This is a genomic window from Streptomyces sp. NPDC057702 (genome assembly GCF_042799315.1).
GTDB lineage: Bacteria > Actinomycetota > Actinomycetes > Streptomycetales > Streptomycetaceae > Streptomyces.
Genome location: NZ_JBHVJC010000009.1, coordinates 41,537 through 66,834, shown reverse-complemented (window position 1 = coordinate 66,834; position 25,298 = coordinate 41,537). Strand labels below are relative to the sequence as shown.

The 25,298-nt window shown below is 72.4% G+C and carries 19 protein-coding genes; 11 read left to right on the top strand and 8 right to left on the bottom strand.

Annotated elements, in window-relative coordinates; all coding sequences use genetic code 11:
- Positions 1-165: 165 nt before the first annotated feature.
- On the bottom strand, positions 166-900 hold the full coding sequence (locus ACFVFR_RS08760) for a LuxR C-terminal-related transcriptional regulator (RefSeq protein ID WP_383698988.1): 735 nt from the start codon (positions 898-900) through the stop codon (positions 166-168).
- A gap of 232 nt (positions 901-1,132) precedes the next feature.
- Here ACFVFR_RS08760 and ACFVFR_RS08755 point away from each other — a divergent pair, with 232 nt between their 5' ends.
- From ACFVFR_RS08755 to ACFVFR_RS08720, 8 genes are all read left to right on the top strand, one after another.
- On the top strand, positions 1,133-2,542 hold the full coding sequence (locus ACFVFR_RS08755; protein WP_383698987.1) for a hydrolytic protein: 1,410 nt from the start codon (positions 1,133-1,135) through the stop codon (positions 2,540-2,542).
- Between the two features lie 618 nt (positions 2,543-3,160).
- On the top strand, positions 3,161-3,493 hold the full coding sequence (locus ACFVFR_RS08750) for a hypothetical protein (protein ID WP_383698986.1): 333 nt from the start codon (positions 3,161-3,163) through the stop codon (positions 3,491-3,493).
- Positions 3,490-4,494, top strand: a complete 1,005-nt coding sequence (locus ACFVFR_RS08745) for a radical SAM protein (protein WP_383698985.1) — start codon at positions 3,490-3,492, stop codon at positions 4,492-4,494. Before ACFVFR_RS08750 ends, ACFVFR_RS08745 begins: the two co-directional genes overlap by 4 nt.
- Before the next feature lie 181 nt (positions 4,495-4,675).
- Entirely contained in the window at positions 4,676-5,752 is a 1,077-nt protein-coding gene (locus ACFVFR_RS08740; protein WP_383698984.1) for a hypothetical protein, read from the top strand.
- Positions 5,753-6,229: 477 nt separating this feature from the next.
- Entirely contained in the window at positions 6,230-7,699 is a 1,470-nt protein-coding gene (locus tag ACFVFR_RS08735) for an APC family permease (RefSeq protein ID WP_383698983.1), read from the top strand.
- 126 nt (positions 7,700-7,825) lie between these two features.
- The gene (locus tag ACFVFR_RS08730) at positions 7,826-8,302 is read left to right on the top strand and encodes a macro domain-containing protein (RefSeq protein WP_383698982.1); all 477 of its coding nucleotides are present in this window, start codon (positions 7,826-7,828) and stop codon (positions 8,300-8,302) included.
- A gap of 139 nt (positions 8,303-8,441) precedes the next feature.
- Positions 8,442-8,945 (top strand): GNAT family N-acetyltransferase, encoded by a 504-nt coding sequence (locus ACFVFR_RS08725; RefSeq protein ID WP_383698981.1) that lies wholly within the window; start codon positions 8,442-8,444, stop codon positions 8,943-8,945.
- Between the two features lie 139 nt (positions 8,946-9,084).
- On the top strand, positions 9,085-9,549 hold the full coding sequence (locus ACFVFR_RS08720; RefSeq protein ID WP_383698980.1) for a hypothetical protein: 465 nt from the start codon (positions 9,085-9,087) through the stop codon (positions 9,547-9,549).
- 79 nt (positions 9,550-9,628) lie between these two features.
- Here the strand turns inward: ACFVFR_RS08720 and ACFVFR_RS08715 are convergent, their stop codons facing one another.
- Positions 9,629-10,789 carry an iron-containing alcohol dehydrogenase gene (locus ACFVFR_RS08715; RefSeq protein ID WP_383698979.1) on the bottom strand — a complete coding sequence of 387 codons (1,161 nt, stop codon included), beginning with the start codon at positions 10,787-10,789 and terminating at the stop codon, positions 9,629-9,631.
- Positions 10,790-11,576: 787 nt separating this feature from the next.
- On the opposite strand from ACFVFR_RS08715, the gene ACFVFR_RS08710 reads away from it, so the two are divergent.
- Both ACFVFR_RS08710 and ACFVFR_RS08705 read left to right on the top strand, forming a co-directional pair.
- A complete protein-coding gene (locus tag ACFVFR_RS08710) occupies positions 11,577-14,174 on the top strand; it encodes an SdrD B-like domain-containing protein (protein ID WP_383698978.1) in 2,598 nt (865 codons plus the stop codon).
- Positions 14,175-14,456: 282 nt separating this feature from the next.
- Positions 14,457-15,173, top strand: a complete 717-nt coding sequence (locus tag ACFVFR_RS08705; RefSeq protein ID WP_383698977.1) for a hypothetical protein — start codon at positions 14,457-14,459, stop codon at positions 15,171-15,173.
- A 7-nt stretch (positions 15,174-15,180) separates the two neighbouring features.
- Here the strand turns inward: ACFVFR_RS08705 and ACFVFR_RS08700 are convergent, their stop codons facing one another.
- Positions 15,181-16,527 carry a nitrous oxide reductase family maturation protein NosD gene (locus tag ACFVFR_RS08700; protein WP_383698976.1) on the bottom strand — a complete coding sequence of 449 codons (1,347 nt, stop codon included), beginning with the start codon at positions 16,525-16,527 and terminating at the stop codon, positions 15,181-15,183.
- An 87-nt stretch (positions 16,528-16,614) separates the two neighbouring features.
- Here ACFVFR_RS08700 and ACFVFR_RS08695 point away from each other — a divergent pair, with 87 nt between their 5' ends.
- Complete coding sequence (locus tag ACFVFR_RS08695; RefSeq protein ID WP_383698975.1) at positions 16,615-17,772, top strand: Dyp-type peroxidase; 1,158 nt, start codon at positions 16,615-16,617, stop codon at positions 17,770-17,772.
- A gap of 179 nt (positions 17,773-17,951) precedes the next feature.
- On the opposite strand, the gene ACFVFR_RS08690 is transcribed toward ACFVFR_RS08695, so the two are convergent.
- The 5 genes from ACFVFR_RS08690 to ACFVFR_RS08670 form a co-directional block, all read right to left on the bottom strand.
- Entirely contained in the window at positions 17,952-19,634 is a 1,683-nt protein-coding gene (locus ACFVFR_RS08690; RefSeq protein ID WP_383698974.1) for an ABC transporter family substrate-binding protein, read from the bottom strand.
- Positions 19,635-19,722: 88 nt separating this feature from the next.
- Positions 19,723-21,852, bottom strand: a complete 2,130-nt coding sequence (locus ACFVFR_RS08685) for a dipeptide ABC transporter ATP-binding protein (RefSeq protein ID WP_383698973.1) — start codon at positions 21,850-21,852, stop codon at positions 19,723-19,725.
- A complete protein-coding gene (locus tag ACFVFR_RS08680) occupies positions 21,849-22,754 on the bottom strand; it encodes an ABC transporter permease (RefSeq protein ID WP_383698972.1) in 906 nt (301 codons plus the stop codon). Before ACFVFR_RS08680 ends, ACFVFR_RS08685 begins: the two co-directional genes overlap by 4 nt.
- Position 22,755: 1 nt before the next feature.
- Positions 22,756-23,736 (bottom strand): ABC transporter permease, encoded by a 981-nt coding sequence (locus ACFVFR_RS08675; RefSeq protein ID WP_383698971.1) that lies wholly within the window; start codon positions 23,734-23,736, stop codon positions 22,756-22,758.
- A 387-nt stretch (positions 23,737-24,123) separates the two neighbouring features.
- Positions 24,124-25,257: a nucleotide disphospho-sugar-binding domain-containing protein gene (locus tag ACFVFR_RS08670; protein ID WP_383698970.1), complete on the bottom strand. Its 1,134-nt coding sequence runs from the start codon at positions 25,255-25,257 to the stop codon at positions 24,124-24,126.
- Positions 25,258-25,298 lie beyond the last annotated feature (41 nt).

Here is a 25,298-nt window from a genome sequence, read left to right as displayed (position 1 = left end):
CCACCTCACAGTCCCCGTGCGGCATCGCGCGGACGCTCACCAGCCTGTGCCCCACCCCGCGCGCCGGGGCAGGGCGCCGGGGACGCGGTCGGGGGAAGAGGTCGGTGTGTGCGAGGGCAGCGCGCGGCGTGCCGGCCGCTCGCCGGGAGGCACGGGCCCGGCCGGTCAGATCAGCCCCCGGCGGAGCGCGTAACCCACCGCGTGAGCCCGGTTGCGCAGCTGGAGGCGCGTGATGACCTCGTGCAGCACGTTCTTGACGGTCCGTTCGGAGTACGCGGTCTTGCGGGCGATCTCCGTGGTGTCCAACCCCTCGGAGACCAGGCGCAGCATCTCCGCCTCGCGGGCGGTCAGGGTCGACAGGGACACGGCCCGGGGGTCGAGCGAGGAGCGCTGGAGGCCGCCCACGTGGGTGAGGAGCTTGGCCAGCAGGTCGCCGGGGAGTACGCCCTCGCCGTTGGCTATCGCCAGGACCAGGCCCAACAGCCTGTCCTGGTCGGCTTCGGCCCGCCGCAGGACCGCCGCGACCCCGGAGTCCAGCGTGCGCTGGAGGGCGTCTCCCGACTCGAAGGTGCCCACGACGATTCCGGTACGGGTGGCGGGGTTGTGTCGCAACCTGTTGAGCAGGGCGGACGCCTCGTCGTCCACCGTGTCCACCACCACCAGGGACACGCGCGCGCTGTCGACGTCGGCGTCGGCGACCAGGTCGACCTCCGGGCGCTGCCGCAACTGCTGCACCGTTCCCCCGTACAGGATCGGATCGGGTGCGTAGACGGCCACGCTGACGCGCTCCGCGCTGGTCGTGGGGGCCGGCCAGCGGGCGGAGGGCGAGAGCGCCCGACCGGGCTCTGGGCGCGGGAGGACGGGTGTGGGGGCGGGGCTGGCGATCCGGGTCGAGGACATGGCGGCAGTACCTCTTCCATGATGCGTACGGTACGGGTGGGGGTCGGGGCCGGGCGGCGCGGAGCCGGAGCCGTGGGGGTGCCCGGTCGGGCCGTTCTCGGGGGCGGTGGTCGGGCGGTGGGACACGGTGGGGGAAGGGGAGCCGGGGAGGGCTCCGGGAGGCACCGCCACTGTCCGGCGACGTGCCCCCGGGTCCCTCGAAGCCGCCGGGACGTCGTCATAGCGTCGCCGTGTGACGTCTCCAACAGCCTCCCCCAGCCCAGGTGTTCCGGGCACCGACATCCCCGAGGTGTCGGTGACGCCCGGCGGCACCGCGTCCACCACGCTGACCGTCCGCAACGACAGCGACATCGTCGAGGCGTACTCCCTGGAGGTCGTGGGGGAGTGTGCGACCTGGGCCACCGTGGAGCCGGCGCGCGTCTCGCTCTACCCGGGCACCTCCGAAACGGTGACGATCCGGCTGAGCCCGCCGCGCTCGCCCGAGGTGCGGGCCGGCGCGTACCCGCTGGCCGTGCGCGTGCTGCCCACCGAACACCCCGAGGCGGTACGGGTTCCCGAGACCACCGTGCGCCTCGCGCCCTTCCGGAGCACCCGCACCGAACTGGTCCCGCGCCGCCGCCGGGGCTGGCTGCGCGGGCGCTACCAGCTGGCCGTGCGCAACGAGGGCAACACCCCGGTACGGCTGGGCTTCACCCCCGGCCAGCCGGGGGAGGAGCTGGGTTTCACCTTCCGGCCGGCGGCACGGAGGCTGTCCCCCGGCGAGTCCGCGCAGGTGGGCTTGCTGGTCCGGACGGGCAAGCCGATCTGGTTCGGCGACCCCACGGTCTGGCCGTTCACGGTGGACGTCACCGAGACCGCCGAGACCGCCGAGGGTGACGACCGGCGCGACCCGGCGGACCCCGTGGACCCGGCCGCCCCGCGCCCGGTCCTGGACGTGGAGTTCGTCCAGATCCCCGTCTTCCCCAAGTGGCTGCTCGCCGTGCTGGCCGCACTGCTGGCCCTGATCCTGGCCTGGTTCGCCCTCGTGCGCCCCACGGTACGTAGCGCGGCCCAGGACGCGGCGAACGAGGTGGTGCGCCCGAGGCCGACTCCCGGCGGCGGCACCCCCGGCCAGGAACAACCGGGGGCCGGTGGCGGCACGGACCAGCCCCCCGGTGCGGACCAGCGCCCCGGAGCGGGCGGCGCCGACACCCGGCCCGGCGCCGGTGGCGCGGACACCCAGCCCGGCCGCGAGAAGGGCACCGACACCGGAGGCGGGAGCGGTGGCGGCGGCCGGGCCAGCGGCGAGCAGCAGTACTCGATCACGCTCGACCCACGGACCCCGGCGGGCGCGACCACGACCGGCACGCGCCAGCTGAAGAAGGGGGAGGTGTTCGAGATCACCGACATCGTCATCGCCAACTTCCAGGGCGACGAAGGGGTGTTGACGATCAACTTCGGTCAGCGCAAGATCACGACGATCGCCCTGGAGACCTTCCGCAACCACGATCTGCACTGGGTCACTCCCATTCGGATCACCGAGAACGCCACCGTGACGGCCCAGGTGACCTGTGAGCGGCCGGGCACGCCGGCGACAGGCAGGCGCGCGCGGGAGTGCCACGAGGTCCTGAACGTGAGCGGAGTCCTCAGTCGCACCAGGTGAGTTGGGCGTCCCCGCCCATGGTCGAGGAGCGCGGGCGGCTTGCAAAGACCGTGACACCCCGGCACGGGGGGAAGTGAGTGTCCGCGGCACGCGTACCACCCTCCCGTCCCACGCCGCGTGTTCCCCCACCGGGGCCGCCCCGCCGCCGGCCGAAATCCGGGACGCGGCCCGCGACGGCGTACCGGAACCGGCTGGACAGACCTGGTTCCGGCGGCGCTCGCGCATGCCAGCGTGATATGCGTGTGCTGTCCCGGGGCCGCTGTGGGGTGCCGCCCCGCGGCCTCCCGGTCCGGGGTCGGCGGGCGGCGGGCCGTGGCAACAACCTGCGGGATCGCCGTGCGGGGCCCGCCGCCTCTTGACGCGCGCGTCACGAGGCCGGGACAGCGCCGGGTGGCCGGGGACGCCAGCGTCCTCCCATCGGCTCACGCCACGCGCCACCGCGCCTCGGGCGCGCCGGCCGCGCGGGGCGGACCGGGGCGGCCCGACCCGGTGCCGGCGCACGATCACTCCGATGGTTGCTTGATCACGGAACGCCCGGCCGCCAAGGATGACCTGGTACCCGTCCCTTCGTGCTCGTCGCCCGCCCGGCGCGAGCCGTACACACGGTGGAGGTCGACCATGGGTGGTCAGAACCGGGGGTCCGAGACGTTGATCGATGCCTGGGGCAACGGCGGCGTGGGGGTGACCGAGGAGTTCGTCCGGCGGCTGTCGGAGGTGCCGGGACTCAAGCCGTCCAGCGTCCTGGTGAAGGGCCAGCCCCGCCCGGACCTGTTCCAGGCCGTCTTCCAGGCGGACGGCGACCCGGAACGGTGCGGCAACGCGCTGCGCACCATCCTCGACCTGATCCAGGGAGCCGGCGCCGTCGGCCTGCCCCGCATCGGCGTCTTCCCGCGCGGCCTGACCGCCATCGACCACCACGTCGTCGAGGTGTCCGTCGGGCGCGTCCTGTGACACCGGGCCTCACCGGCCCCCGCTCCGTCCTCCAGGTGCACCCCACCCGGCGCTGCAACCTCTCCTGCCGGCACTGCTACTCCTCCTCCGGCCCCCGGGTCGACCAGTGGCTGCCCCTGCCACCGCTGCGGGCGGCCGTCGCCGACGCCGCCCGCCTGGGTTACGGGGTGCTCGGCGTCTCCGGCGGCGAGCCGCTGCTCTACCCGCCGCTGGCCGCCCTGCTCGCCACGGCCCGCGAGCACGGCATGGGCACGACGGTGACCACGAACGGCATGCTGCTCACCGAACGCCGGCTGGCCGAGCTGGCCGGCCTGGTTGACGTGCTCGCCATCTCGCTCGACGGGACGCCGGAGAGCCACGCGCGGATACGGCGGGACGCCCGGAGCTTCACCCGGATGGAGAGCAGGCTGCGCGGGCTGCGGAAGTCGGGAATGGCGTTCGGGTTCGTCTTCACGCTGACCCAGTTCAACGTGCACGAACTCGACTGGGTCGCCCGGTTCGCCACGGACGCCGGAGCAAGCCTGCTCCAGGTACATCCGCTGGAGCCCGAAGGGCAGGCGGCCGAGGGCCTGACCGGCGCGGTGCCGGACTCCACGGAGCTGGCCTTCGCCCTGCTGGAAGCGGTCCGGGTGCGTTCCGCCGGCGCCCTGGCCGTACAGGTGGACGTCACCACCCGGGGAGAGCTGCGGCAACGGCCGCAGGTGTTCGTCCCCGCCCGGAGCCACCTCGCGGGGCCGCTCGGTAGCTGGCTGACCCCCCTGGTCATCGAGACCGACGGGACGGTGACGCCCCTGACGTACGGCTTTCCCCGCCGCTACGCGCTGGGCACCGTGCGCGACCACACCCTGGCCGACCTGGCACGCGACTGGGACGCCGAACCGTTTCGGGCGCTGTGCGCCGACGTCCACGAACGCCTGGCGAGCGAGAGCGGACCGCCGTTCGCCAACTGGTACGAGGAGGTCACCCGCGCGGCGCGGGCGCTCACCCCCCTGGCGCGCTGACCCGGCCCGCGCGGTCGCCGCCCCCCGGCACCGCCAGCCGCACGCCACGGCGACCACGCCCACCCAGCCGGGCGGGGCGGGACCCGGCCCGGGCGGGGCGGGCCTCGACGCGAGGGGTGGTCTCGGCGGGGCTAGCCTGGGAGGGGGGTCGCCGACGACGAGCGACCGAGGCGGTGGCGCCATGGCGGAGAACTTCACCTGTGACCTGGTCGACGACGGCGGTGGCCTGGTCGGGAACACCTGTCTGGACCTGGACCCGGCCGGCGTCCCGCAGATCGCCTACATCGCCCAGCGGCCCGTGGGGACCATCATGCTGGCGCGCCGGGAACCCACCGGCTGGACGGTGACGGACACGGGCGCCGTCAGCCCAACCGAGTGGAACCGCGTGCCGTTCGGGGTGGACTCGCTGGGCAACGCCCACATCGCCTACCGTGACCCCGCCACCGGCCACCTGGGGTACAGCGTGCGGTCCGCCGAAGGGTGGAACCGCGAATACGTGCCCACCTCGGGCGGCCTCTTCCCGCAGTCGGTGGCGGACATCTCGATGCGGCTGCACCCCGGGAAACACGACCCGAGCCTGCGGGACACACCGCACATCGCCTTCCGGGACACCTACTCCACCCACGCCCTGTGCTATGCCACCAAGGTGGACGGCACCTGGCGGGGCCATGTGACGGTGGTCGACGACCTGCCGATCCGCACCACCGGGTTGCACAACTCGCTGGCGTTCAGCAGCGGTGAGGGCCTGCGCATCGCCTACTTCGACGAACTGGAGACCAGCGAGGACCTGGGGCGACGACAGCTCAAACTGGCCGAGAGGTTCGATGGCGAGTGGACCCACGGCGTCATCGACGACGCCGGCCGAGCCGGACAGCACGCCTGCCTGGCCGGCCGGGGCGACGGTGACATCTGTGTCGTGTACGGCGACGGCGACAGCGCGGAGCTCAAGGCGTGGCTGCGGCCCTTCGCCTCTCCCGTCGTCCGGGAGGTGGTGGCCACCGGGCTCCCGTCCCACGTCTCCCCGTCCGCCGAGCTGAACTGGCGCTCGGAGCTGTACGTCGCCTACGGCGACGGGCAGTTGAGGCTGGCCAGCCGCGCGCTGCACGGCGACGCGGCCGGCACCTGGCGCACCCGGACGGTCGACGCCGAGGGCGGCGCCTGGCCCTCCCTGGTCTGCGAGAAGGACAACATCCACCTGGCCTACCTGAAGAACGGTCGACTCTGGTACGCGCTCGGCGTCCGCGACGACACACCCTGACCCGCCACCCGAGGCTGCCAATTCGCCGTGTCGCGAGGGATATTGGGTTCGTAGCGGCAGGGCCCCGACGCCCGGTGGCCCGGCGTCGGGTCACCCCGCGGGCCGGGCGGGCCGGCGTGCCGACAGCCACCCCGGAGGCCCCCGGGCGACACAGTCGTCGGCCCGCGTGCCGCGACCCGATCCCGCACAACGGCCCCGCGCCCGCGGCCTCGTGACCGCTCCGGAGGCCGACGCCACTCGCCCCGCCTGACGCCGTCCCCCGTACTCGACGGCGTTCCCTCGCCGTGTTCCCGGCGTCCCACGGCGCCGTCCCGTCGCCCGCACGGCCGGGGGTCCACAGGGGCGCGTGTGCTCGCTCCCCGCGAGCGGCCTCGGATTTCCGCGCCCACCCCCTTGTCAAATGGATAGTTGGCCCGCACGATGAGGCATCTTGTTTGGCCTCAAACGAACTTCTCGAGTCTCTGGGAGGTGATGCGTGTGGACAGTCAGACGGTCGCCGCTTCCGTCGAGCGGACCGCACCACGGGAGCCCCACACCGCGACCACACTCAAGCCCAACGCCCTGGGCGTCCTCAGCATCCTCTTCTTCGTCCTGTCCGCCCAGGCGCCTCTCACCGGCGTCGCGGGCGCGGCCCCCCTCTCGGTCGCGATCGGCAACGGCTCCGGCACGCCGGCCGCCTACGTGCTGGCCGGCGCCGTGATCCTGCTCTTCTCCGTCGGGTTCGTCGCCATGGGGCGGCACGTCGTGGACGCCGGCGCCTTCTCCGTCTACATCGGCGCGGGCCTCGGCCGAACCGTCGCGGGGGGCAGCGCGGCCGTCGCCCTGTTCGCCTACTGCGTCCTCCAGGCGGCCATGTACGGGCTGTACGGCTCCATCGTCGGCGCGTTCGTCACCCAGCACACCGCGCTCGACCTGCCGTGGTGGGCGTACACGCTGGCCACCATGGCGCTCGTACGGGTGCTGGGTGCCGCCGGCATCGAGACGGGGGCCCGCGTCCTGGCGGTGCTGGTCATCGCCGAGTTCGGCGTCCTGCTGGTCTTCGGGCTGGTCACCCTGTTCAAGGGCGGCGGCCCGGAGGGGCTGGGGGTGGCCGACAGCTTCTCCGTCTCGGCGGCCCTCCAGGGCGCGCCCGGGGTCTCCGTCATGTTCGCCTTGGCGTCCATGCTCGGCTTCGAGGCCACCGCGATCTACGGCGAGGAAGCCAGGGAGCCGGCGAAGACGGTACCCCGGGCCACCTACCTCGCGGTGGTCGTCGTCACCGTCTTCTTCGCGCTGGTCTCGTGGATGCTCGTCTCCTCCTACGGCGCGTCGCAGGCGTCCGACGCGGCGGGCGAGGCCCTGGCCGCCGGAGACTCGGACGGGTTCGTCTTCGTGCCCATCGCCGCCCAGTTCGGCGGCTGGGTGAGCGACGTGCTGCCCGTCCTCCTGGCCACCTCGCTGTTCGCGGGCATCCTCACGTTCCACAACTCGGCCAACCGCTACCTGTACTCCCTGGGCCGCGACGGGCAGCTCCCCCGCTCCCTGGCCCGCCTCAACGGCCGGCGCGCCCCGTCGATCGCCGGCCGCGCGCAGACGCTCATCGCCCTGGCGCTGCTCACGCCGTTCGTGGTGGCCGCCACGGACCCGGTGCTCACCCTCTTCTCCTGGTTCAGCGGGCTCGCGGTCCTGGCGATGATGCTCCTGTACCTGTTGACCTCGGTGTCCGTCGTGGTCTTCTTCCGCCGCCGACGCGTGGACCACCGCAGGTGGAACACCCTGATCGCCCCCGTGCTGGGCGCGCTCGGCATCGCGGGCGCCGTCTGGCTCATCCTGGCCAACTTCACCACCCTCATCGGCGGCGAGGTCGGCACGGCCGTGTGGCTCGGCCTCACGGTGCCCCTGGTCATGGCCCTCGGAGCGGCCAACGCGCGCCTGCGGCACCGCCGCCCCACCCCGCCCGCCGGTTGACCCCTCCCGGCCGTCCGCCCCGCACCACCCGGGGGCGGCCGGCCGGCGCCCGCGCCGCGCCGTGGCCCGGGCACCGGCCGGCGGAAAGATGTTGCCCCGCGCCGCCGATCGGGCGATCATGACGCGGTGAAACCGTTGAGGATCGTCCCGGGTGACGCGACCAACCCGCAGGCCAAGGGCCCGAAGATCATCGCCCATATCTGCAACGACCTCGGCGGCTGGGGCCGGGGCTTCGTCCTGGCGATCTCCCGCCACTGGCCCGAACCGGAGCGCGAGTACCGCCGCTGGCACCGCGAGCGGGCGAGCAACGACTTCGCGCTCGGAGCGGTGCGGCTGGTCCGCGTCCGCCCCGACCTCCAGGTCGCGAACATGGTCGCGCAGCACGGCATGAGGAGGGGGAGCGGCGGCCCGCCCATCCGCTACGACGCCGTCGCCTCCTGCCTGCACGCCGTCGCCGAGCACGCCGTCGCCCACGAGGCCTCCGTTCACATGCCCCGTATCGGCTGCGGCCTGGCCGGCGGCACGTGGGACCGCGTCGAGCCGATCATCAACGAGACCCTGAGCGCTCGCGACATCGCCGTCACCGTCTACGACCACGCCTGAGTCCGCCCGCCCAGCGGCTCGCGGGGGCGGCGGCGGGAGCCCCTGATGCCGACAGGTGACCCTCGCCCCCCCGCGCGCACGTGCGGAACCCGGACCCCAGGTGGTGGCTCGTGCCGACCCGTGCGGGAGGGTGGGGCGCATGTCGACGTACGAGACGATGTCGTTCCACCTGGAGACCGATCGGCTGACCCTGCGGCCCTGGGTCGAGTCGGACGCGGCCGAGTTCTGCGCCCTGCTGGCCGAACGCGGCGACGGCACGCCTCCGGTCGAGCGCATCCGCACCGCCATCGCGGGCTTCCTCACCACGACGGCGACCACGGGAATCGCCCTGCTGCCCGTCCGCCGCCGCGCCGAGGGTGACTTCATCGGCTACTGCGGGTTGATCACCGGCCGCACCACCGTGGAGGAACCGGAGATCGCGTACGAGCTGCTCCGCCGCACGCACGGGCACGGCTACGCCACCGAGGCGGCCCGCGCGGTGCTCGCCGCCGCCGCCGAGACCGGACGCGAACGGCTCTGGGCGACCGTCGGCACCTGGAACACGCCCTCACTCCGCGTCCTGGACAAGCTCGGCTTCGAGCGGGATCACGTGTCGATGGAGGCCAACGGCGAAGTGGCCTGGCTGACACGCTCGTTGCCCTGACCACCGACCGCCCGGGCCGCCGCGCCGGAGCGGACCGGCCGGCCTGTCACCCGTCGGGTCTCCCGCCGCGCACCGTGGCCGCCGGCCGGCTGACCCGCCACGACAGCCCGTTGTCAGAGGGGGCGGATACGGTCCGACCATGCGCGTTCCCGAGGTCATTCCCATCAGCCACGAGCCCGACCACCGCACGAGCACCATCGGGCGGTGGCGCGACGGCCAGTTCCTCGCCTCGGTCACCGCGGCCTTCCCCGAGGGGTGGCGTGGCGAGGACTGGCGGGCCGCGAAGCGCTGGTTCGCCGTGCTGCACCGCTTCGACACGGCCGGCCGGCACCTGGACTCGCGTATCGCGTGCACCGGCGGCACGGCGGACGGCGAGCGCGCGGCGATCGCCGAGGCCGAGCGGGTGGTGGCCCACTGGCTGGAGGCCCTGCCCGGCCGGCGGTACGCGGACATCGCCATAGCCCCCTTCGCGCTCCGGCGCGAGGGTGTGCTCTTCGGCCTGGTGGTGGAGGGCGGAGCGGACGGGGACACCGGCGTCCGCGCGGAGCTCTACCCGGACGGCCTGGGCTTCTTCCCGCCCTGGGACGGCTCCTACGACACCTGAGCCGGACCCACCCCGGGCCGACACCCGCGCGGGGCGGATGCCGCACCCCGAGGCGCGCGACGGGTGGGGCGAGGGCGGATCAGGCGTAGATCCGCGCGTACAGGTCCTGGATCTCCTCGGCGGTGGGCACGGCGGGGTTGTTGTGGGGGGAGCCGGAGGCAAGGGCCTGCTCGGCCATGAGAGGAGTCAGGCCAGCCCAGGTCTCCCGGTCGATGCCGTAGCCGTGGGGCGTGGGCACGTCCAGGTCGCGGCAGAGTGCCCGCAGGGCCTCGACGAGCCTGTCGGCGGCCAACGCGTCGCCGTCGGTCTCGCTCGCGGAGCCCAACGCGCGGGCACAGTCGGCGTACCGGCCCGGCGCCGCGTGCACGGAGAAGGCGGTCACCGCGGGAAAGAGCATGGCGTTGGAGAGGCCGTGGGCGACGTGGAAGTGCGCGCCGATCGGACGGCTCATGCCGTGCACCAGTGCCACGCTGGAGTTCGAGAACGCGATGCCCGCCTGGGTGGCGGCGAGCATCATGGCCTCGCGGGCCTCGATGTCGCCCCCGTCCGCGTAGACCCGACGAAGATGGCGGCCGATGGTCGCGATCGCGGTGAGCGCGAGGCCGTCGGAGAAGGGGTTGGCCTTGCGGCTCACGTACGCCTCGACCGCGTGCGTGAGAGCGTCGATGCCGGTGTCGGCGGTCAGCCGGGGCGGCATCGACACGGTCAACTCCACGTCGACGACGGCCGCCAGCGGCAGGAACGCCGGCCCCATACAGAGCATCTTCTCGTCGGTGGCGCTGTCGGTGATGATCGTGAACTGGGTCGCCTCCGACCCGCTGCCCGCCGTGGTGGGTACCGCGATCACCGGCAGGGCCGGCCCGTGGTTGACCCTCGGGGCCTTGTAGTCGCGCATCGCGCCACCGCGCACGCCCAGCAGGGCCAGGGCCTTGGCGGTGTCCATCGGGCTGCCACCACCGAACCCGATCACCGCGTCCGCCCGGTGGCCGTGCAACGCCTCCAGGCCGGGAGCCAGGGAGTCGGTCGTGGGGTCGGGCACCGTGTCGGCGAACACGGCCGGGTGCAGCCCCGCCGCGGTGAGCGTCGCCGCCAGGCGCTCGGCCGCACCCGTCCCGGCCAGGAACCCGTCCGTCACGACAAGCGGGCGCTGGAGCCCCAGCCCGGTGATGACCTCACCCAACTCCTCGGCGGCACCGGGGCCGACACGCATGATCCGTGGCAGGGACAGGCTGGCAGTCATGGAGAACCTCTCGACAGGTCAGGCGGACGGGCTCCGGGCTCTGTGCTGGGTCCGACTGTGCCGCCAAGGGTCGTACGAGGACAACAGGTCGCACCACGAACCCGTCAACGCGCCGGCGGGGGACTCGGCGGCGACGGAGCGCGAGGTGGCGGAGCCGGACCGGTGGCACGGGCGACCGACCTGGCCGGGGCGACCAGGTGTGGCGACTCCTGGCGCGTCGATCCGCATACCAGTTGTCGTGCCCCGCTATTCGGGCAGCGCGCGCATCGGAGCGATCTCGACGACCTACCGCCCCATGGGGCGATCACGCCTCTGACGCGCCATCTTGGCGGTACGGGGTCGACGGGGGGATTCGGCCGGCGCCGCGCCCTCGCACATTCTTCCGAGCGCTATTCTCCGCGTCCTCGGGCGCTTTCGCGGATCCCGATGAATGCGAGGGGATTCGCTGGTGACGGCGAGACTTCAGCCGCTAGGATATCGCGCGCCGCCCGCGATGGCGGCCAGTGGGCCGGGGGTGGGGGCGCCGTGACTGAGCTGCCAGGACACGCGATCCAGGGCGATCCTGCCCGAGGTCGCGCACGTGCGTTTGCTTTTCCCGACCCACGGCCATTACATATCACCCGCAATACCCTCATGCGATCATCACGAAGTGGTCCCCGCGGCGTCGGTGGGCCCTTTTTTCTTCGGTGACGTTCGCGACCACCGTCCGCCCGAGGTCACGAAGTGGACGTGTGGCGAGAAGTGGGTGCCTCGTTTTCACGACAAGAGAAGTGTGGAGTGTGATGCCATGAACCGAGTCGGCAGAGACTCGCGCCGGTTAACCCGGAGACTTACGGAGTCGTCGGCGCGCATCGGGTTGTCTGTTCTTCTACTGGCAGGCGGCGCCGTAGGGGCGACGGTCGGATCGGCCGCCGCCTCCACCACTGACGGCACACTGACGGTTGAGGTGCTGCGCGACTTCTTCGGCACCGGCGTGATCAACGCGACGATGGACGTGCCGCAGCGGGGTATCAAGGTGGAGGTCTCCGACTCCGCCGGGCACAAGGTCACCGGCGTCACGGACGCCACGGGCAAGGTCGTGGTGTCGGGGTCCACGGAGCTGAAGGGCGGCCGGTACCGCGTCGACGTCAGCGTGCCGGCGCCCTACAACGGCTACCTGCGGGCGGCGCCCGCCTCGACGGCGGAGAACCACTTCGACAGCTTCACGTCGTTCGTGGACCTGTCGGAGGGCAAGGACGCCTCGGTGGTGACGGGCGTGTGGGACCCCGCCGACTACGCCCTGCCGGACTCGCGGTACTTCGTGCCGGTCCACAACGGTGCCAACGGGGGCGACCAACGGGCACTGGTGGCGTTCGGGACGAAGGACCGCGGCACGTGCCCCACCAACGTGGCGTGCCCAACCACCCTGGCCACCCAGGACCAGGTGGGCACGACGTTCGGGCTGGCGTACGACACGCGCCAAAGCCGGCTGTTCCAGAGCGCGTTCGCCCGCCGCTACGCCGCGTACGGGCCGCAGGGCGGTGGCGCGATCTACACGGTGCCGGTCAACGGCTCGGGTGCGCCGAAGCTCTTCGCGCAGGTGCCCAACGCCGCGGTGACACGGCACGACAGCGCCAACATGATCAAGGACGCCGGGTTCACCGAGGCACCGGGCAAGGAGAGCGTCGGCGGTCTGGCCCTGTCGGCCGACGGCTCCACGCTGTACGCCGTGAACCTGCGGACCCGCGACCTGGTGAGCTTCGACGCCACGGGGGCCACCGCCACCAAGCCCAAGGCGACGGTCCCGATCCCGGATCCGGGGTGCGCCAGCCGCGACGACTGGCGGCCGTTCGGTCTCCAGACGCACAACAACACGCTGTACGTCGGCGGCGTGTGCAGCGCGGAGAGCACGGGGAAGCGCGCGGACCTGAAGGCCGTCGTCTCCACCTATGACGGCAAGCGGTTCACCAAGGTGCTGAGCCACCCGCTCACCGCCGAGCGCGGCAGCGTCTTCGGTACCGGGGACAGGGCCACCCACTGGAACCCGTGGAACACCAGCCTGGACACGTGGGACGACCGGAAGTCGGGCAACGTCTTCATCGACCCGCAGCCGGAGCTGTCCTCCCTCGCGTTCACCCGCGAGGGCTCGATCATTCTGGGCTTCCGCGACCGGTTCATGGACGTGCTCGGCTGGGGAGGGCTGGACCCGCGACCGGGCAACGACACGCCGGAGAACGGCATGTCCGGCGGCGACATCACCATGGTCTGCGTTACCCCCACCGGTGAGTACCAGTGGGAGGGCACCGGCAGCTGCCCCAACCACGCCACCCCCGCCAACAGCGGCGGCCAACCCGCCGGTGTCGTCGAGTACTTCCCGGGTGACTTCTACGCCACCGCGCACCAGGAGACCGCCCTGGGAGCGGTGGCCTACATCCCGCAGCAACAGTGGGTCGCCAGCACGGAGTTCGACCCGGTCCGCGAGGTCGCGACCTCGGGCACCGGCTACTTCGACATCACGACCGGTCAGGGGCCGGGCAACAGCCCCGACACCAACGGGTTCCAGTTCGTCAGCGGGACCCAGGGTGGCTTCGGCAAGGCCGGCGGCCTCGGTGACATCGCGTACGCGGCGGCGAACGCGCCGATCCAGATCGGCAACGTCGTGTGGTTCGACGGTGACCACAACGGCATCCAGGACGCGGGCCACGTCCTGCTGCCGGAGGCGACGATCGACCTGCTGGACGCGGACGGCAAACAGGTCGCCACGACCAAGACCGACGCGGCCGGCGAGTACTACTTCGGAGGTGTCGGCGCCGAGTACGAGCTCACGCCGGGTGCGAAGTACACGGTGCGCTTCAACGTGTGTACCGCGGACACCAGCCAGGTGCCCGAGCAACCCAGCGCGGACAAGCTGCGGTTCACGCTCCCACGGGCCGGCGCCAACCGTGCGCACGACTCCAATGTGACCCCGCCGAAGACCGGGCCGTTGTGCGACGGGATCGCGCCCGTCACCGCACCGGACAAGCCGGGCGGGGTGGACCACACCATCGACGCCGGTGTGTACATCCCGAAGGACAAGCCGTCCCCGACCCCGACAGCCACCACGACTGCCACACCCACACCCACCGCTACGTCGACTCCCGCGCCGACACCCACCGCGACCGCGACGTCGGCGCCCGCTCCGGCTCCGACCCCGCCGGCGGGTTCCGTGCCACCCGCGCCGCCCGGCAACAACCCGGGTCCGGACGGTGGAGGCAACCAGCCCGCCCCGGACGGTGACGGCGGGGGCTCGCTGGCGAACACCGGCGCGGCCGGAATGGCGGCGCTGATCGGCGCCGTAGGCCTGCTGGTGGGATCGGGCATGGTCATCGCGTTCGTGACCCGCAACCGTCGGGCCCGACAGCACTGAACGCACGTGTCACGGTGATCGGCCCGGCCGCGGTCCGAACGACGCGGACGGGGCCGATCACGCCTCGGCCGGCCCACCCCGGGCCGGCCGAGGCGTCGTCTGTCAGTGGACCGTCGAGCGCCGCCGCGACCCCCGTGGCGGCCGGACGATGTGGTGAGTGAGAGGAAGAACCGCCAAGTGTCAGCGTCGAATCGCGTGCGCGGCGTGCGAACCCGACAGGTCCCACCGGGTCGCCGGGCCGGCCGCCGTCGATGGCCACGGTCGCGCCGGGCCGCCATCGTCATGGCGACCGTCGGAGTGGCCGTCCTGGCCACGGCGGCCACCGTGCTCCTGGTCACCGACGGCGATTCCGACACCGACGGGCCGCGCTCGCTGACATCGGAGGAGGCGAGCCGGCTCGCGATCACGCGCTTTCGCAACTTCCAGGCGCGGGGCCGCGCGGTCACGATCGCCGTGCCGGGTGCCCACGGCGGACTGACCGTCACCGGCTCCGTCGACTACCGGCGCAAGGTCGGCTACGGCGTGGTGCACGGCACCGGGCGCGACACGTCCAGCGACGGGCTGATCCAGTGGACACCCACGTCGGTGCGCGTCCACCCGATGGCGGACGCCCCGACGCACGCGCCCGCCTCACCACCCGCTTCGGGCTGGTCGGACCGGCCGCTGCTGGCGGCGGGCAGCGCGCTGGACACTTCCCTGTCCATCGCGCTCGGCCTCGGCGGAGACCGGCCGGACAACGCCGAACTGCTGCCCCAGAACGGTGCCGCCTGGCACGGGCGGGACCGGGTGGACGGGCGACGGGTGGACGTCATGACCGGACCGGCCGCCCCCGACCGCTCCGGGACGGCGGGCACCGTGCGCTACTGGATCGGCTCCGACGGCACCATGTACCGGGTCCGCGTCAGCGTGGGCTCCCAGCCGGAACCGGTGGTCCTCGACTTCGACACCCACACCTACGTGCCGCTCAGGCCGGCTCCCGCGACAGCCCCGCCCCGGTAGCCGCCGCTCACGGCACCCGCACCCGCGCGTGCGCGGCGAGCAGGGACACCGGCGGCAGCCGCACGTCCGCCGTCCTCGGCAGGGCCGGGACCGGCGGAACGACGGTGGCGCCCGTGGTGGTGGCGTCGGGGAACCCAGGCTGCGGCGCGGGCGTCGCCACCTCGTTGAACGGGATGCCGCCGGGCGCCGTCGGCGCCGCCCAGGTGCCCTCCGGCGACGCGGTCCCGGCCGGCACCGGGCAGGCCGAGGTGGTCGCGAGCCGGGCGGGCACGGTGCTGCGCAGGTCGTTGCCGCGCAGGCAGTTGCCCCGGCGCGGTGTGGTGGTGGGGAACGTCCAGCCGACGTCGATGCCGTTGCCGGTGAACGTGTTGTCCACGATCTGGTTGCCGAGCACGGGGATGTCGGCGGTCGCGGTGAGCACCAGACCGGCGTTGCGGTGGCCCGCGACGCGGTTGCGGACGAACCGGTTGTCGCTGCCGCCGTCGATGCCGATGCCGATGCCCCATCCGCCGTCGGCCTGTTGCGGGGTGGCCGCCTGCTGGTTGGCGGCGATCAGGTTGCCCGCGATGACGGAACCCCGCTGGGGGAGCAGCTTCTCCTGGTGGTTGGAGTTGGTGGTCAGGCCGACCCGGTTGCCGACCAGGCGGTTGCGGACCACGTACATGTTCTCGCTGGCGTTGGTGCCCTCGAAGCCGACGGCGTTGAGCTCGGCGACGTTGTCCCGCACCACGATGTTGCAGGGCTTGCACTGGCCGACGTAGATCCCCGAGTCGGCGCCCCCCGACGCGTAGCTGTGCGCGATGACACCGTTCTGGGCGGAGAAGGCGTAGATGCCGTACAGGCCGTTGCGGGTCGCGGTCACGTGGGAGACCAGGAACGACTTCAGGAACGTGACGGGCTCGTCGCCGGTGTCGTAGCCGCCCTCGGCCCCGGGCAGTCCGGCGGCGGCCTTCGCCGAACCGGTGACCAGGACCCCGTTCTGCGTGTTGTTCCGCACGGTCAGGTTCTCCACGGCCACCCCGGGCGCCGAGACGACGACGCCGTTGGACTGTCGCAACCGCCCGTCGATCACCACCCCGTCCCGCGAGGCACCGCGCAGGGTGAGACGGGCCGTGTCGATCCGCACCGACTCGTGGTAGGTCCCCGGTGCGACCAGCACCAGGTCACCGGGGTGGGCCAGGGACACCGCGGACGTGATCGTCGGGGCGTCGGTGGGCACCCGGATGGTCACCCGCGCACCGGCCGGTCGTCGGCCGTCATCCGACGCGCCGTCGCCGTCACCGCCGCCGCAGCCGGCCACGAGTGTCAGCGCGCCCACTGCCGCCGCCACCACACGAAAAGCTGATCGAGGCATGATCCCAGTCTGGCACGGTGCCCAATTCCACGCCAGAATCACCAAGTTGATCCACGCGGGTCGTGCGGGTGTGGCACTCTGCACGCCATGCGCCGAGCCGACCGTCCCCCCTCACGCCGTACGTTCCTGGACGTCACCGGCGCCATGATGGCCGCCGGCCTGACCGCCGGGTGCACGTCGGACCCCGACCGGTCCGATCGCCCCGCCGCCACGTCGCCGGCCCCGCCGGCGCCGGTGTCCGCGACGGGCCGCCACCAGGCGGGCATCACGCTTCCCCAGCCGGCCCAGCCCCACCTGCTCGCCGTGGTGGCCGACCTCGGCGCCACCGTGGCTCCCGGTCCGCTGCTGGCCGACCTCGGCCAGGCCGTCCGCACCCTCACGGCGGGCACCGACCCGCGACTGCTGGGCCTGGTGCCGGGCGACCTCACCGTGACCGTGGGGGTGGGTCCCCGACTGGTACGCGCGGCCGACGCCGCACTGCCCGGCGCGACCGGGCTCCCGCGCTTCTCCCACGAGCGCATCGCCCCACAGGCCAGCGGTGGCGACCTGCTGCTCCAGATCTGTGCCAGCGACGCGCTGCTGCTGCCGGTCGTCGCCGCCGCGCTCCTGGACCAGGCGGGTGACCGCCTCCGCGAACGCTGGCGCCAGTCCGCGCGACGCGGCGCGAACGTGCCCGTCGGCGACGGTCTCACCGCGCCACGCAACCCGCTCGGCTTCATCGACGGCATCGTCGGTCCGCACACACCCGCCGAACAACGACGCGACCTGTGGCTGGCGGGGCCCGCCGGGGTCGCCGGTGGCACCCTGGCCGTCGTACGACGCATGGAACTCGACCTGCCCCGGTTCGCCGCCCTGACCGTGGCCGAGCAGGAGGCGGTCTTCGGGCGCCGCCGGGCCAGCGGCGCCCCCCTCTCCGGCGGCACGCCCGCCGCGGGCCCCAGGCTCGGTGCCAAGACACCCGACGGGCGCTACCTCGTCCCCGCGAACGCCCACGCGCGCAGGGCCCACGCCACCGTGGTCGGCGTCGGACTCATGCTCCGCCGCTCCTACAGCACCGACCAGCCCGCCCCCGGCCTGCTCTTCATCAGCTTCCAGAACGACCTGCGGACCTTCACCGCCACCCTCACCCACATGGACACCTCCGACGCCCTGCTGCCCTTCACCACCACCACCGCCAGCGCGAGCTTCCTAATCCTCCCCGGCTTCGACCACCAACACCCGCTCGGCTCGCGGCTGTTCGGCTGACCGCGACCAACCCGAGGGCGGAGCGGTGGGGGCGGTGGGGGCACACCCGGCGCCGGTGGCGCCGGGTGCCGCGACACCCGGTGGTGGTGACCGCCGAGGACCCGGCGGACACCACCACCTCGACGCGCGCGAGCGCGCCGGCGCCCCGCTCGTCGGCTGGGACGGTAGGGCCGGGCGGGCTACTTCTCCCAGCCCACGGTCTCCGGCAGCGGGTTGTGGAAGATGGTCGCGCCCACGTTGGCCAGGCCCTTCTTGACGCTGTACGTGGAGGGGCCGCTGAAGAGGGGGAGCTGGGCGTACTCCTGGAGTGCCTTCTGCTCGACCTTGTTCACCTGCGCCGTCTGCTGGTCCAGGTCGGCGATGTCGGCCGCGGCGCGGATCTCCTTGTCCAGCTGTGGCGACCCGGCCCCGGTGAGGTTGGACTCACGGTCCGAGCAGTAGGTGTCGCACAGGTACCGGATTCCGAAGGGGTCCATGGAGCGGTTGCCCGAGAGGATCAGATCGAACTTGCGCTCGTTGAGGACGCTGGCGAAGTCCGCCTGGGCGGCCTTCTCGATCCTCAGGCGCACGCCGATCGGCTTGAGCATCGCGGTCAGCGCGCCGGCGGTCGCCTTGTCCAGCGGACCACTGCCCAGCAGCGTGTACCCGACTTCGAGCTTCTTGCCGTCCTTCTCGCGAACCCCGTCGCCCCCGGGCTTCCAGCCCGCCGCGTCGAGGTCCTTCTTCGCCTGGTCGGGCCCGTACTTCAACACGGCTGAGACGTTGTCCTGGTAGCCCTTCTGGAAGCTGTAGAGCACGGCGGAGCCGGGCAGCGGCTCCTTGTAGTCCAGGCCCTGGAACTGGATCTTGGCGATCTGGGTGCGGTCGATGCTCTCCTGGATCGCCTTGCGCACCACCTTGTCACCCAGGACCGGCGACTTGGTGTTGAAGTGGAGCGAGTACTCGAACGGGCTGCCGCCGCTGCGGATCTCGGTGCCGTCCAGCCCCTTGACCTGCTTCAGGCTCTCGGCGGTGACCGCGGAGACGTAGTCGAGCTGGCCGTTCTTGAAGGCGTTGATGCCCGCGTCCGACTCCAGGTTCACGTACACACGCTTGTCGAGCTTGCCCTTCTTGCCCCACCACTTCGCGTTGCGGACGAAGGTGATGTTGCCCGAGTGGGTGTCCCACTTGCCTACCGTGTACGGGCCCGCGCCCCACTCCGGGTGCGCCTTCTTCACGTACGCGTTGTTGAAGTTGTCGACCGTCGCGGCCTTCGGGTGCAGGAACGTGGAGAAGAGGGTCGTCCAGAAGGGGTAGCTCTTCTTGAAGGTGATGACGGCCTGCTTGTCGTCCTCGCCCCGCGCGACGTCGGTGATCTGGTCGTAGCCGTCGGTCGACGAGGCCGCGAAGTCCTTGTTGGAGCCGTTGTTGGCCTGCCAGGTGGCCTGGATCGTCTTCCAGTCGATCGGCGTTCCGTCGTTGAAGGTGGCCTTCTCGTTGATGGTCAGGACGACCTTCTGCTTGCCACCCTCGACGGAGACCTTGACGTCGCTGTAGTAGTCGGGGTTGTACCGCACCTCACCGGTGGGGGAGTAGGTGATCGCGTTCGCGTTGTACCAGGCCCACACCCGGGAGGCGGTCAGGGTGCCGTTGACGTTGAACGGGTTGCCCTGGTCGTCGAAGGTCCCCACCGTCGTGTACGTCCCGCCGTCCCTGAGCTTCTCGTACGGTGTCGGGTTGTAGTCGGCGGCCCCCGAGGCGACGGACGGGGTGTCCTTCCCGTTCGAGCCCGAGCCGCCGTCACCGGACGAGGACTGGCACGCGGTGGCGGTGACGGAGATGGCTGCGATGAGGGCGACGGGCAGGGCCAGTCTTGCGCGCATGGGAAAGCGTCCTTGTGTTGGGTGACGAGGGTGAACGGGGTGTTGGTTGGTTGTCGTGTGTCGTGTGTCGCGGGGCCCGAGGCCCCGCTCACGCCGCGTGACAGGCGTACGCGTGACCCGGGGCTCCCGTGGCCGGCCCGAGCGAGGGGTGCTCGGTGCGGCAGCGCTCGCGGACGTCCTCGTCGGCGAGGCGGTACAACGGGCAGCGGTCGATGAACACGCAGCCGCGCGGCAGGTTCGTGGCGCTCGGCTGCTCGCCCCGCAGGACGATCCGCTCGCGGGTGCGTTCGCGTTCCGGGTCGGGAATCGGGATCGCCGACAGCAGCGCCCGGGTGTAGGGGTGCTTCGGGTCGGCGAAGAGGGTCTCCGTGTCGCCGGTCTCGACGACGTGCCCCAGGTACATCACCGCGATGCGGTCGCAGATGTAGCGGACCACGGCCAGATCGTGGGCGACCATGAGGTAGGCGAGTCCCAGCTCGCGCTTGAGCCGGCCCAGCAGGTTGATCACCCCGGCCTGTACGGACACGTCCAGGGCGGAGAGCGGTTCGTCGAGGGCGAGCAGCTTCGGGTCCGTGGCCAGGGCGCGGGCGATGCCGACGCGTTGGCGTTGGCCTCCCGAGAGCGCGGCGGGGAAGCGGTCGCTCACCGCGGGGTCGAGGCCGACGAGCGTGAGGAGTTCGTCCACGCGGGAGCGGATCGCGTCGCGATCACGGCCGACGGCCCGCAGGGGTTCGGCGAGCAGGTGGTAGACGGGCAGGCGGGGGTCCAGGGCGCCCAGCGGGTCCTGCATGACGATCTGCACGTCGTGCCGCAGAGTACGCGCCCGGTCGCGGGAGCCGGAGGTGGTGGTGTCGACCGTGACACCGGCGTCCTTGCCGGTCGCCGTCCCGACCTCGTGCCCCGCGATCTCGATCCGGCCGCCCTCGGGCCGCTGGAGCCGCAGGATCTCCATCAGCGTCGTCGTCTTCCCACTGCCCGACTCGCCGACCAGGCCCAGTGTCTCGCCGGCCCGCAGCTCGAAACTGACCTTGTTGACCGCGTGCAGCGTGCCCACCCGGCGCTTGATGAACGCGCCCTTGGTCACGGGGAAGGTCTTGACGAGGTCCTCGACGCGGAGCACCACGTCGCCGCTCGTGGCATGGCTCGCGCCCGCCTCCCGGCCGTCGGGCGCCACCTCCCCGGCGGGGTCGAGCGTGCCGTCGGCGATCTCGGCCGCGCGCAGGCAGGCCACGTCCCCGTGCCCGGTGATCTGGCGTAGCTCCGGTTCCTCGGCGCGGCAGGCGTCGAGCGCGACGGCGCACCGGCTCGCGAAGGGGCAGCCGGCCGGCAGGTCGGACAGCGCGGGTGGCTCCCCGCCGATCGGCACGAGGGGGCGACGGACCCCGCCGTCCACGGTCGGCACCGCGGCCAGGAGCCGAGCGGTGTAGGGCATCGTCGGCCGCCGGAACAGCTCGCGCACGTCCGTCTTCTCCACCAGGCGACCCGCGTACATCACGGCGACATCGTCCGCGTGGCCGGCCACCACCCCGAGGTCGTGGGTGATCAGGACGAGCCCGGCGCCGGTCTCCCGCTGCGCCAGGCGGAGCACGTCGAGGATCTGCGCCTGCACGGTGACGTCGAGCGCGGTGGTGGGTTCGTCGGCCACCAGCACGCTGGGCCGGTTGGCGATCGCCATGGCGATGACCACGCGCTGGCGCATGCCGCCGGAGAACTCGTGGGGGAAGGCCGAGGCGCGGTTGCGCGGGTCGGGGATGCCGACGAGGTCGAGCAGTTCGACGGCCTGTTCCCAGGCGGCCTTCCTGGACAGGTCCTGGTGGACCCGTAGCGCGTCGGTGAGCAGTCTGCCCACGGAGAAGATGGGGGTGAGCGCGGACAGCGGGTCCTGGAAGACCATGCCGATGGACTTGCCCCGCACCCGCGACAGCGCCCGGTCGTCGAGGCCGACCAGGTCCTGGCCGCCGAGCAGGACCTGCCCGCGCAGCTCGGCGCTGGGTGGCAGCAGGCCCATGACGCCCATCGCGGTGGCCGACTTGCCCGAACCGGACTCGCCGACGATGCCCAGGGTGCGGCCCGGCAGCAGGTCGAAGCTGACGCCGCGTACCGCTTCGACGGGTCCGGCCTCGGAGGGGAAGGAGATCCGCAGGTCCCGTACGGAGAGGACCGGGGTGGCGTCGGTGGGGGAGAGCGGGGCGTCTTGTAGGGGGCTGGTGAGGGTCATCGTCGGCCTCCCGCCGCGCCGGTCACTGAGGTGGGGTCGAGGGCGTCGCGCAGGCCGTCGCCGATGAAGGTCATCGAGAGGGTGAGCAGGACGACCAGGCCCGCGGGGAAGGCGAAGAGCCAGGGGGCGCTGGTGACGGTGGTCGCCCCGTCGGCGAGCATCGTGCCCAGGGAGACGTCCGGGGTCTGGACGCCGAACCCGAGGAACGACAGCGCGGTCTCGCTGAGGACGGTCGCGACGACGCCGAGCGTCAGGTTGACGATGAGCAGGGAGCCGAGGTTGGGAATGATGTGGCGCACGATGATGCGCGACGGGCTGACTCCCATGAACTCCGCCGCCGTCACGTAGTCCCGTTCGCGCAGCGAGGTCGAGACGGACCACACGATCCGGGCAGTGGACATCCAGCCGAACACGGTCAGCACGAGGATCAGGACGCGCCAGTCGCCGGCCACCCGGTTGGAGACCAGGGCCAGGATGAGGAACGAGGGGACGATCAGCAGGAAGTGGATGACGGCGAGCGTCAGCCGCTCCACCCGGCCGCCGAAGTAGGCGGCGCTGGAGCCGATGACCGCGGCGACGACGATGGTCAGGACGGACACGCTCACGGCGATCACCAACGAGCGCCGCAGGCCGTGGACCGCACTGGCGTAGATGTCGTTGCCGCCCTGGTTGGTGCCGAACCAGTGCACGTCGCTGGGTGGCTGGGTGAGCGCGGCGAAGTCGGCGTCGGTGTGGGCGTAGGGCGTGAAGAGGTCGCCGAGGAGACTGAACAGCACGAGCAGTACGAAGATCACGACCCCGCCGACCGCGGGGCGGTTGCGGAGGAAGCGGCGCAGGTAGAGCCGGCCGCGGCCGAGCTGCGCGCGTGCGGTCGGGGCGACGGTGTCGGTTGCTGTCGCCATGTCAGTTCACCCGCACTCTCGGGTCGAGGAAGACCGTGGCGATGTCCGCGAGGATCGCGCCGATCGCGGTGAGCACCGCGGCGAACGCGGCGACCGCGACCGTGCCGTGCACGTCGTTCTTGCTGATGGTCTGGATGACGTAGCGGCCCATGCCGTTCCAGCCGAAGATCGTCTCGGTGATGATGGCGCCGGTGAAGATGGCGGGCACGCTGAACGCCACGGAGGCCGCCGTCGGGATCAGCGAGGCCCGCAGGGCGTGCCTGCGGACGGCCTGGGCACGGGTGAGGCCGGTGGCCTGGGCCGTGCGCACGAAGTCGGCGTTGATCGTGTCGAGCAGCAGCGAGCGCTGCGTCAGGTGGTAGCCCACGTAGCCCATCAGCGTCAGCGTCAGCGTCGGCAGGATCAGATGGAGGAGGCGGTCACCGATCGTGGGGAGCAGCCCCTCGACGTTGGGTGAGTTCTCCCCGGCGACGTAGAGGAAGTCGAACCCGGCGTGCTGGTTGAGCCAGATGGCGACGAAGACCACGGCGAGCGCGGCCACCGACGTCGGTATGTTGAACACCGCGATGGACACGGCCTGGGAGACGCGGTCGGCCAGGCCGTACTGGCGCGTGGCGGTGTAGACGGCGAGCGCGACACCGATCACCACCGACAGGACGGTCGCCGCGAGGACCAGTTCGGCGCTGACGAGGGCGCGGTAGCCCACCTCGCCGTTGACGGAGACTCCGGTGGGGGACGTGCCCCAGTCGAAGTCGAGGGTCACCGAGGTGAGCCAGTTCCACCACCGCTGTACCAGCGGCACTCCGGGGTCGAGGTTGTACGGGGCGAGGGCCCGGCCGATCTGCTCCTCGCTGCGGGCGGGCCGCAGCTCCTGGTAGTTCGAGCGCGGGTCCAGGAACCAGCTCGCCAGGAAGTACGTCGCGTTGGTCGCGACGGCGATCATCAGGAGCCAGCCGCCCGCCTTGCGCATCACGTAGCGCATGGTGCGGACCGCCCCCTCACCACACACGTGGGACGCACCGGGACGGTGCCGGAGGAACAGGTCGAGTACATGTGTGGTGGTGCTTTCTGCGGGCGAACGGGTACGGAACGGTGCCTCGAACGGGGCGAGTGCCAGTGTGATCCGTACTAGATGGCCATACCAAGCATTGTTCGGCTTTCGCCATGAGGCCGAAATGTTGCTGTAGCGATCGCGGCGTCGCCGTAGGGGGGAGGGCTCCGACGCGGCGCGCGGAGGCAGCCGACGACACCGCCGTCGTCCCGCCCGAAGCGGGCGGCGCGCGGGCCGGCCGGGCCGGGGCCGGCCGGCGGCGGTCCCGCGTCGACGGGAGGGAACGGGCGTGTGGGGTGGTCGGTCCGGCGCCGCCGCTCAGGCCACCAGCTGTTCGAGGGCGGGTATCAGCGCGGGCGGCGGGGTGAGCGAGGCGATCTCCGCGGCGAGGGCCGCTGCCCGCTGGCGATAGCGCGGCCGGCCGAGGAGGTCCCCGCACGCCTCCTGGACGACCTCGGCCGTGGCACCCGCGCGCGGGGTGTTCACCGCCGCCCCGAAGTCGGCGACGCGCTGACCCAGCTCGAACGTGGCGTCCTCCTCCGGCAGGATCAGCTGGGGCACCGCCGCGTCGAGCGCGGTCAGCGACGTCATCCCGCCCGCGTGGTGCACGATCGCGTCACAGGTGGGAGCCACCACGTCCAACGGCACCCACCCGACGTGCGCACGGGGGAAGTCCGCGCGCAGGGCCGGGGCCATCGCGTCCGGCACCGCGAGGACGAGTTCGACGTCCAGGGCGCTGACCGCCCGGGCCAGGAAGCGCACGTACTCCAGATGGCTCTCGGGGGTCGCCCGGCTCCCCGGGGTGACGCAGATCCGGGGGCGCGGCCCCTTGGTGTACATCCAGCGCCGCACCTCGCGCTGGCCGCCGCCGGGCCGCCACCGCATGAGCGTCGCGGGTGTGGCCCGGCGGGGGCGCAGGCTCGGCGGGTACACCTCGATGGCCAGGTCGGGTACGGGCAGCCCGGCGAGCCCGACCTCCTTCAGCTCGGCCGCCAGCTCGACGGCCGCGCCCTCGTCCACCTCGCTCCACTCGCCCATGTCCACGGCCTGGCGTACGAAGGGGACACCGAGGTGGGCCGCGAGGATCGGAGCCGCGTAGTCGAGCCGGCCTCCCACCACGAGGTCGGGACGCCAGTCGCCGGCCACCTCCCGGAGCCCGTCGAGACCGGAGGCGGCGAGTCTGCCGTACCAGCCGCCGGCGAACAGCCGCTGCGCGCGGGCGCCCTCGGCGGGGAACGTCAGCGGAGCGCCGTCGCGGTCGTGCGCGCCGAAGTGGTCCTCGGTGTAGGGGGAGACGGCGACGCCCGGCAGACCGACGGACGCGACGACCGGTGCCATGCTCCTGGTCGAGGTCATCAGGACCTGGTGACCCGCGTTGCGGGCGGAGGTCGCCAACGGGACGAGACCGAAGATGGAAGCCGGGTTGCCCCGGGCGATGAACAGGATGCGCACGTGTCCTCCTCGTTCGGGCGCCGGCCTCCGACGCCACGGCC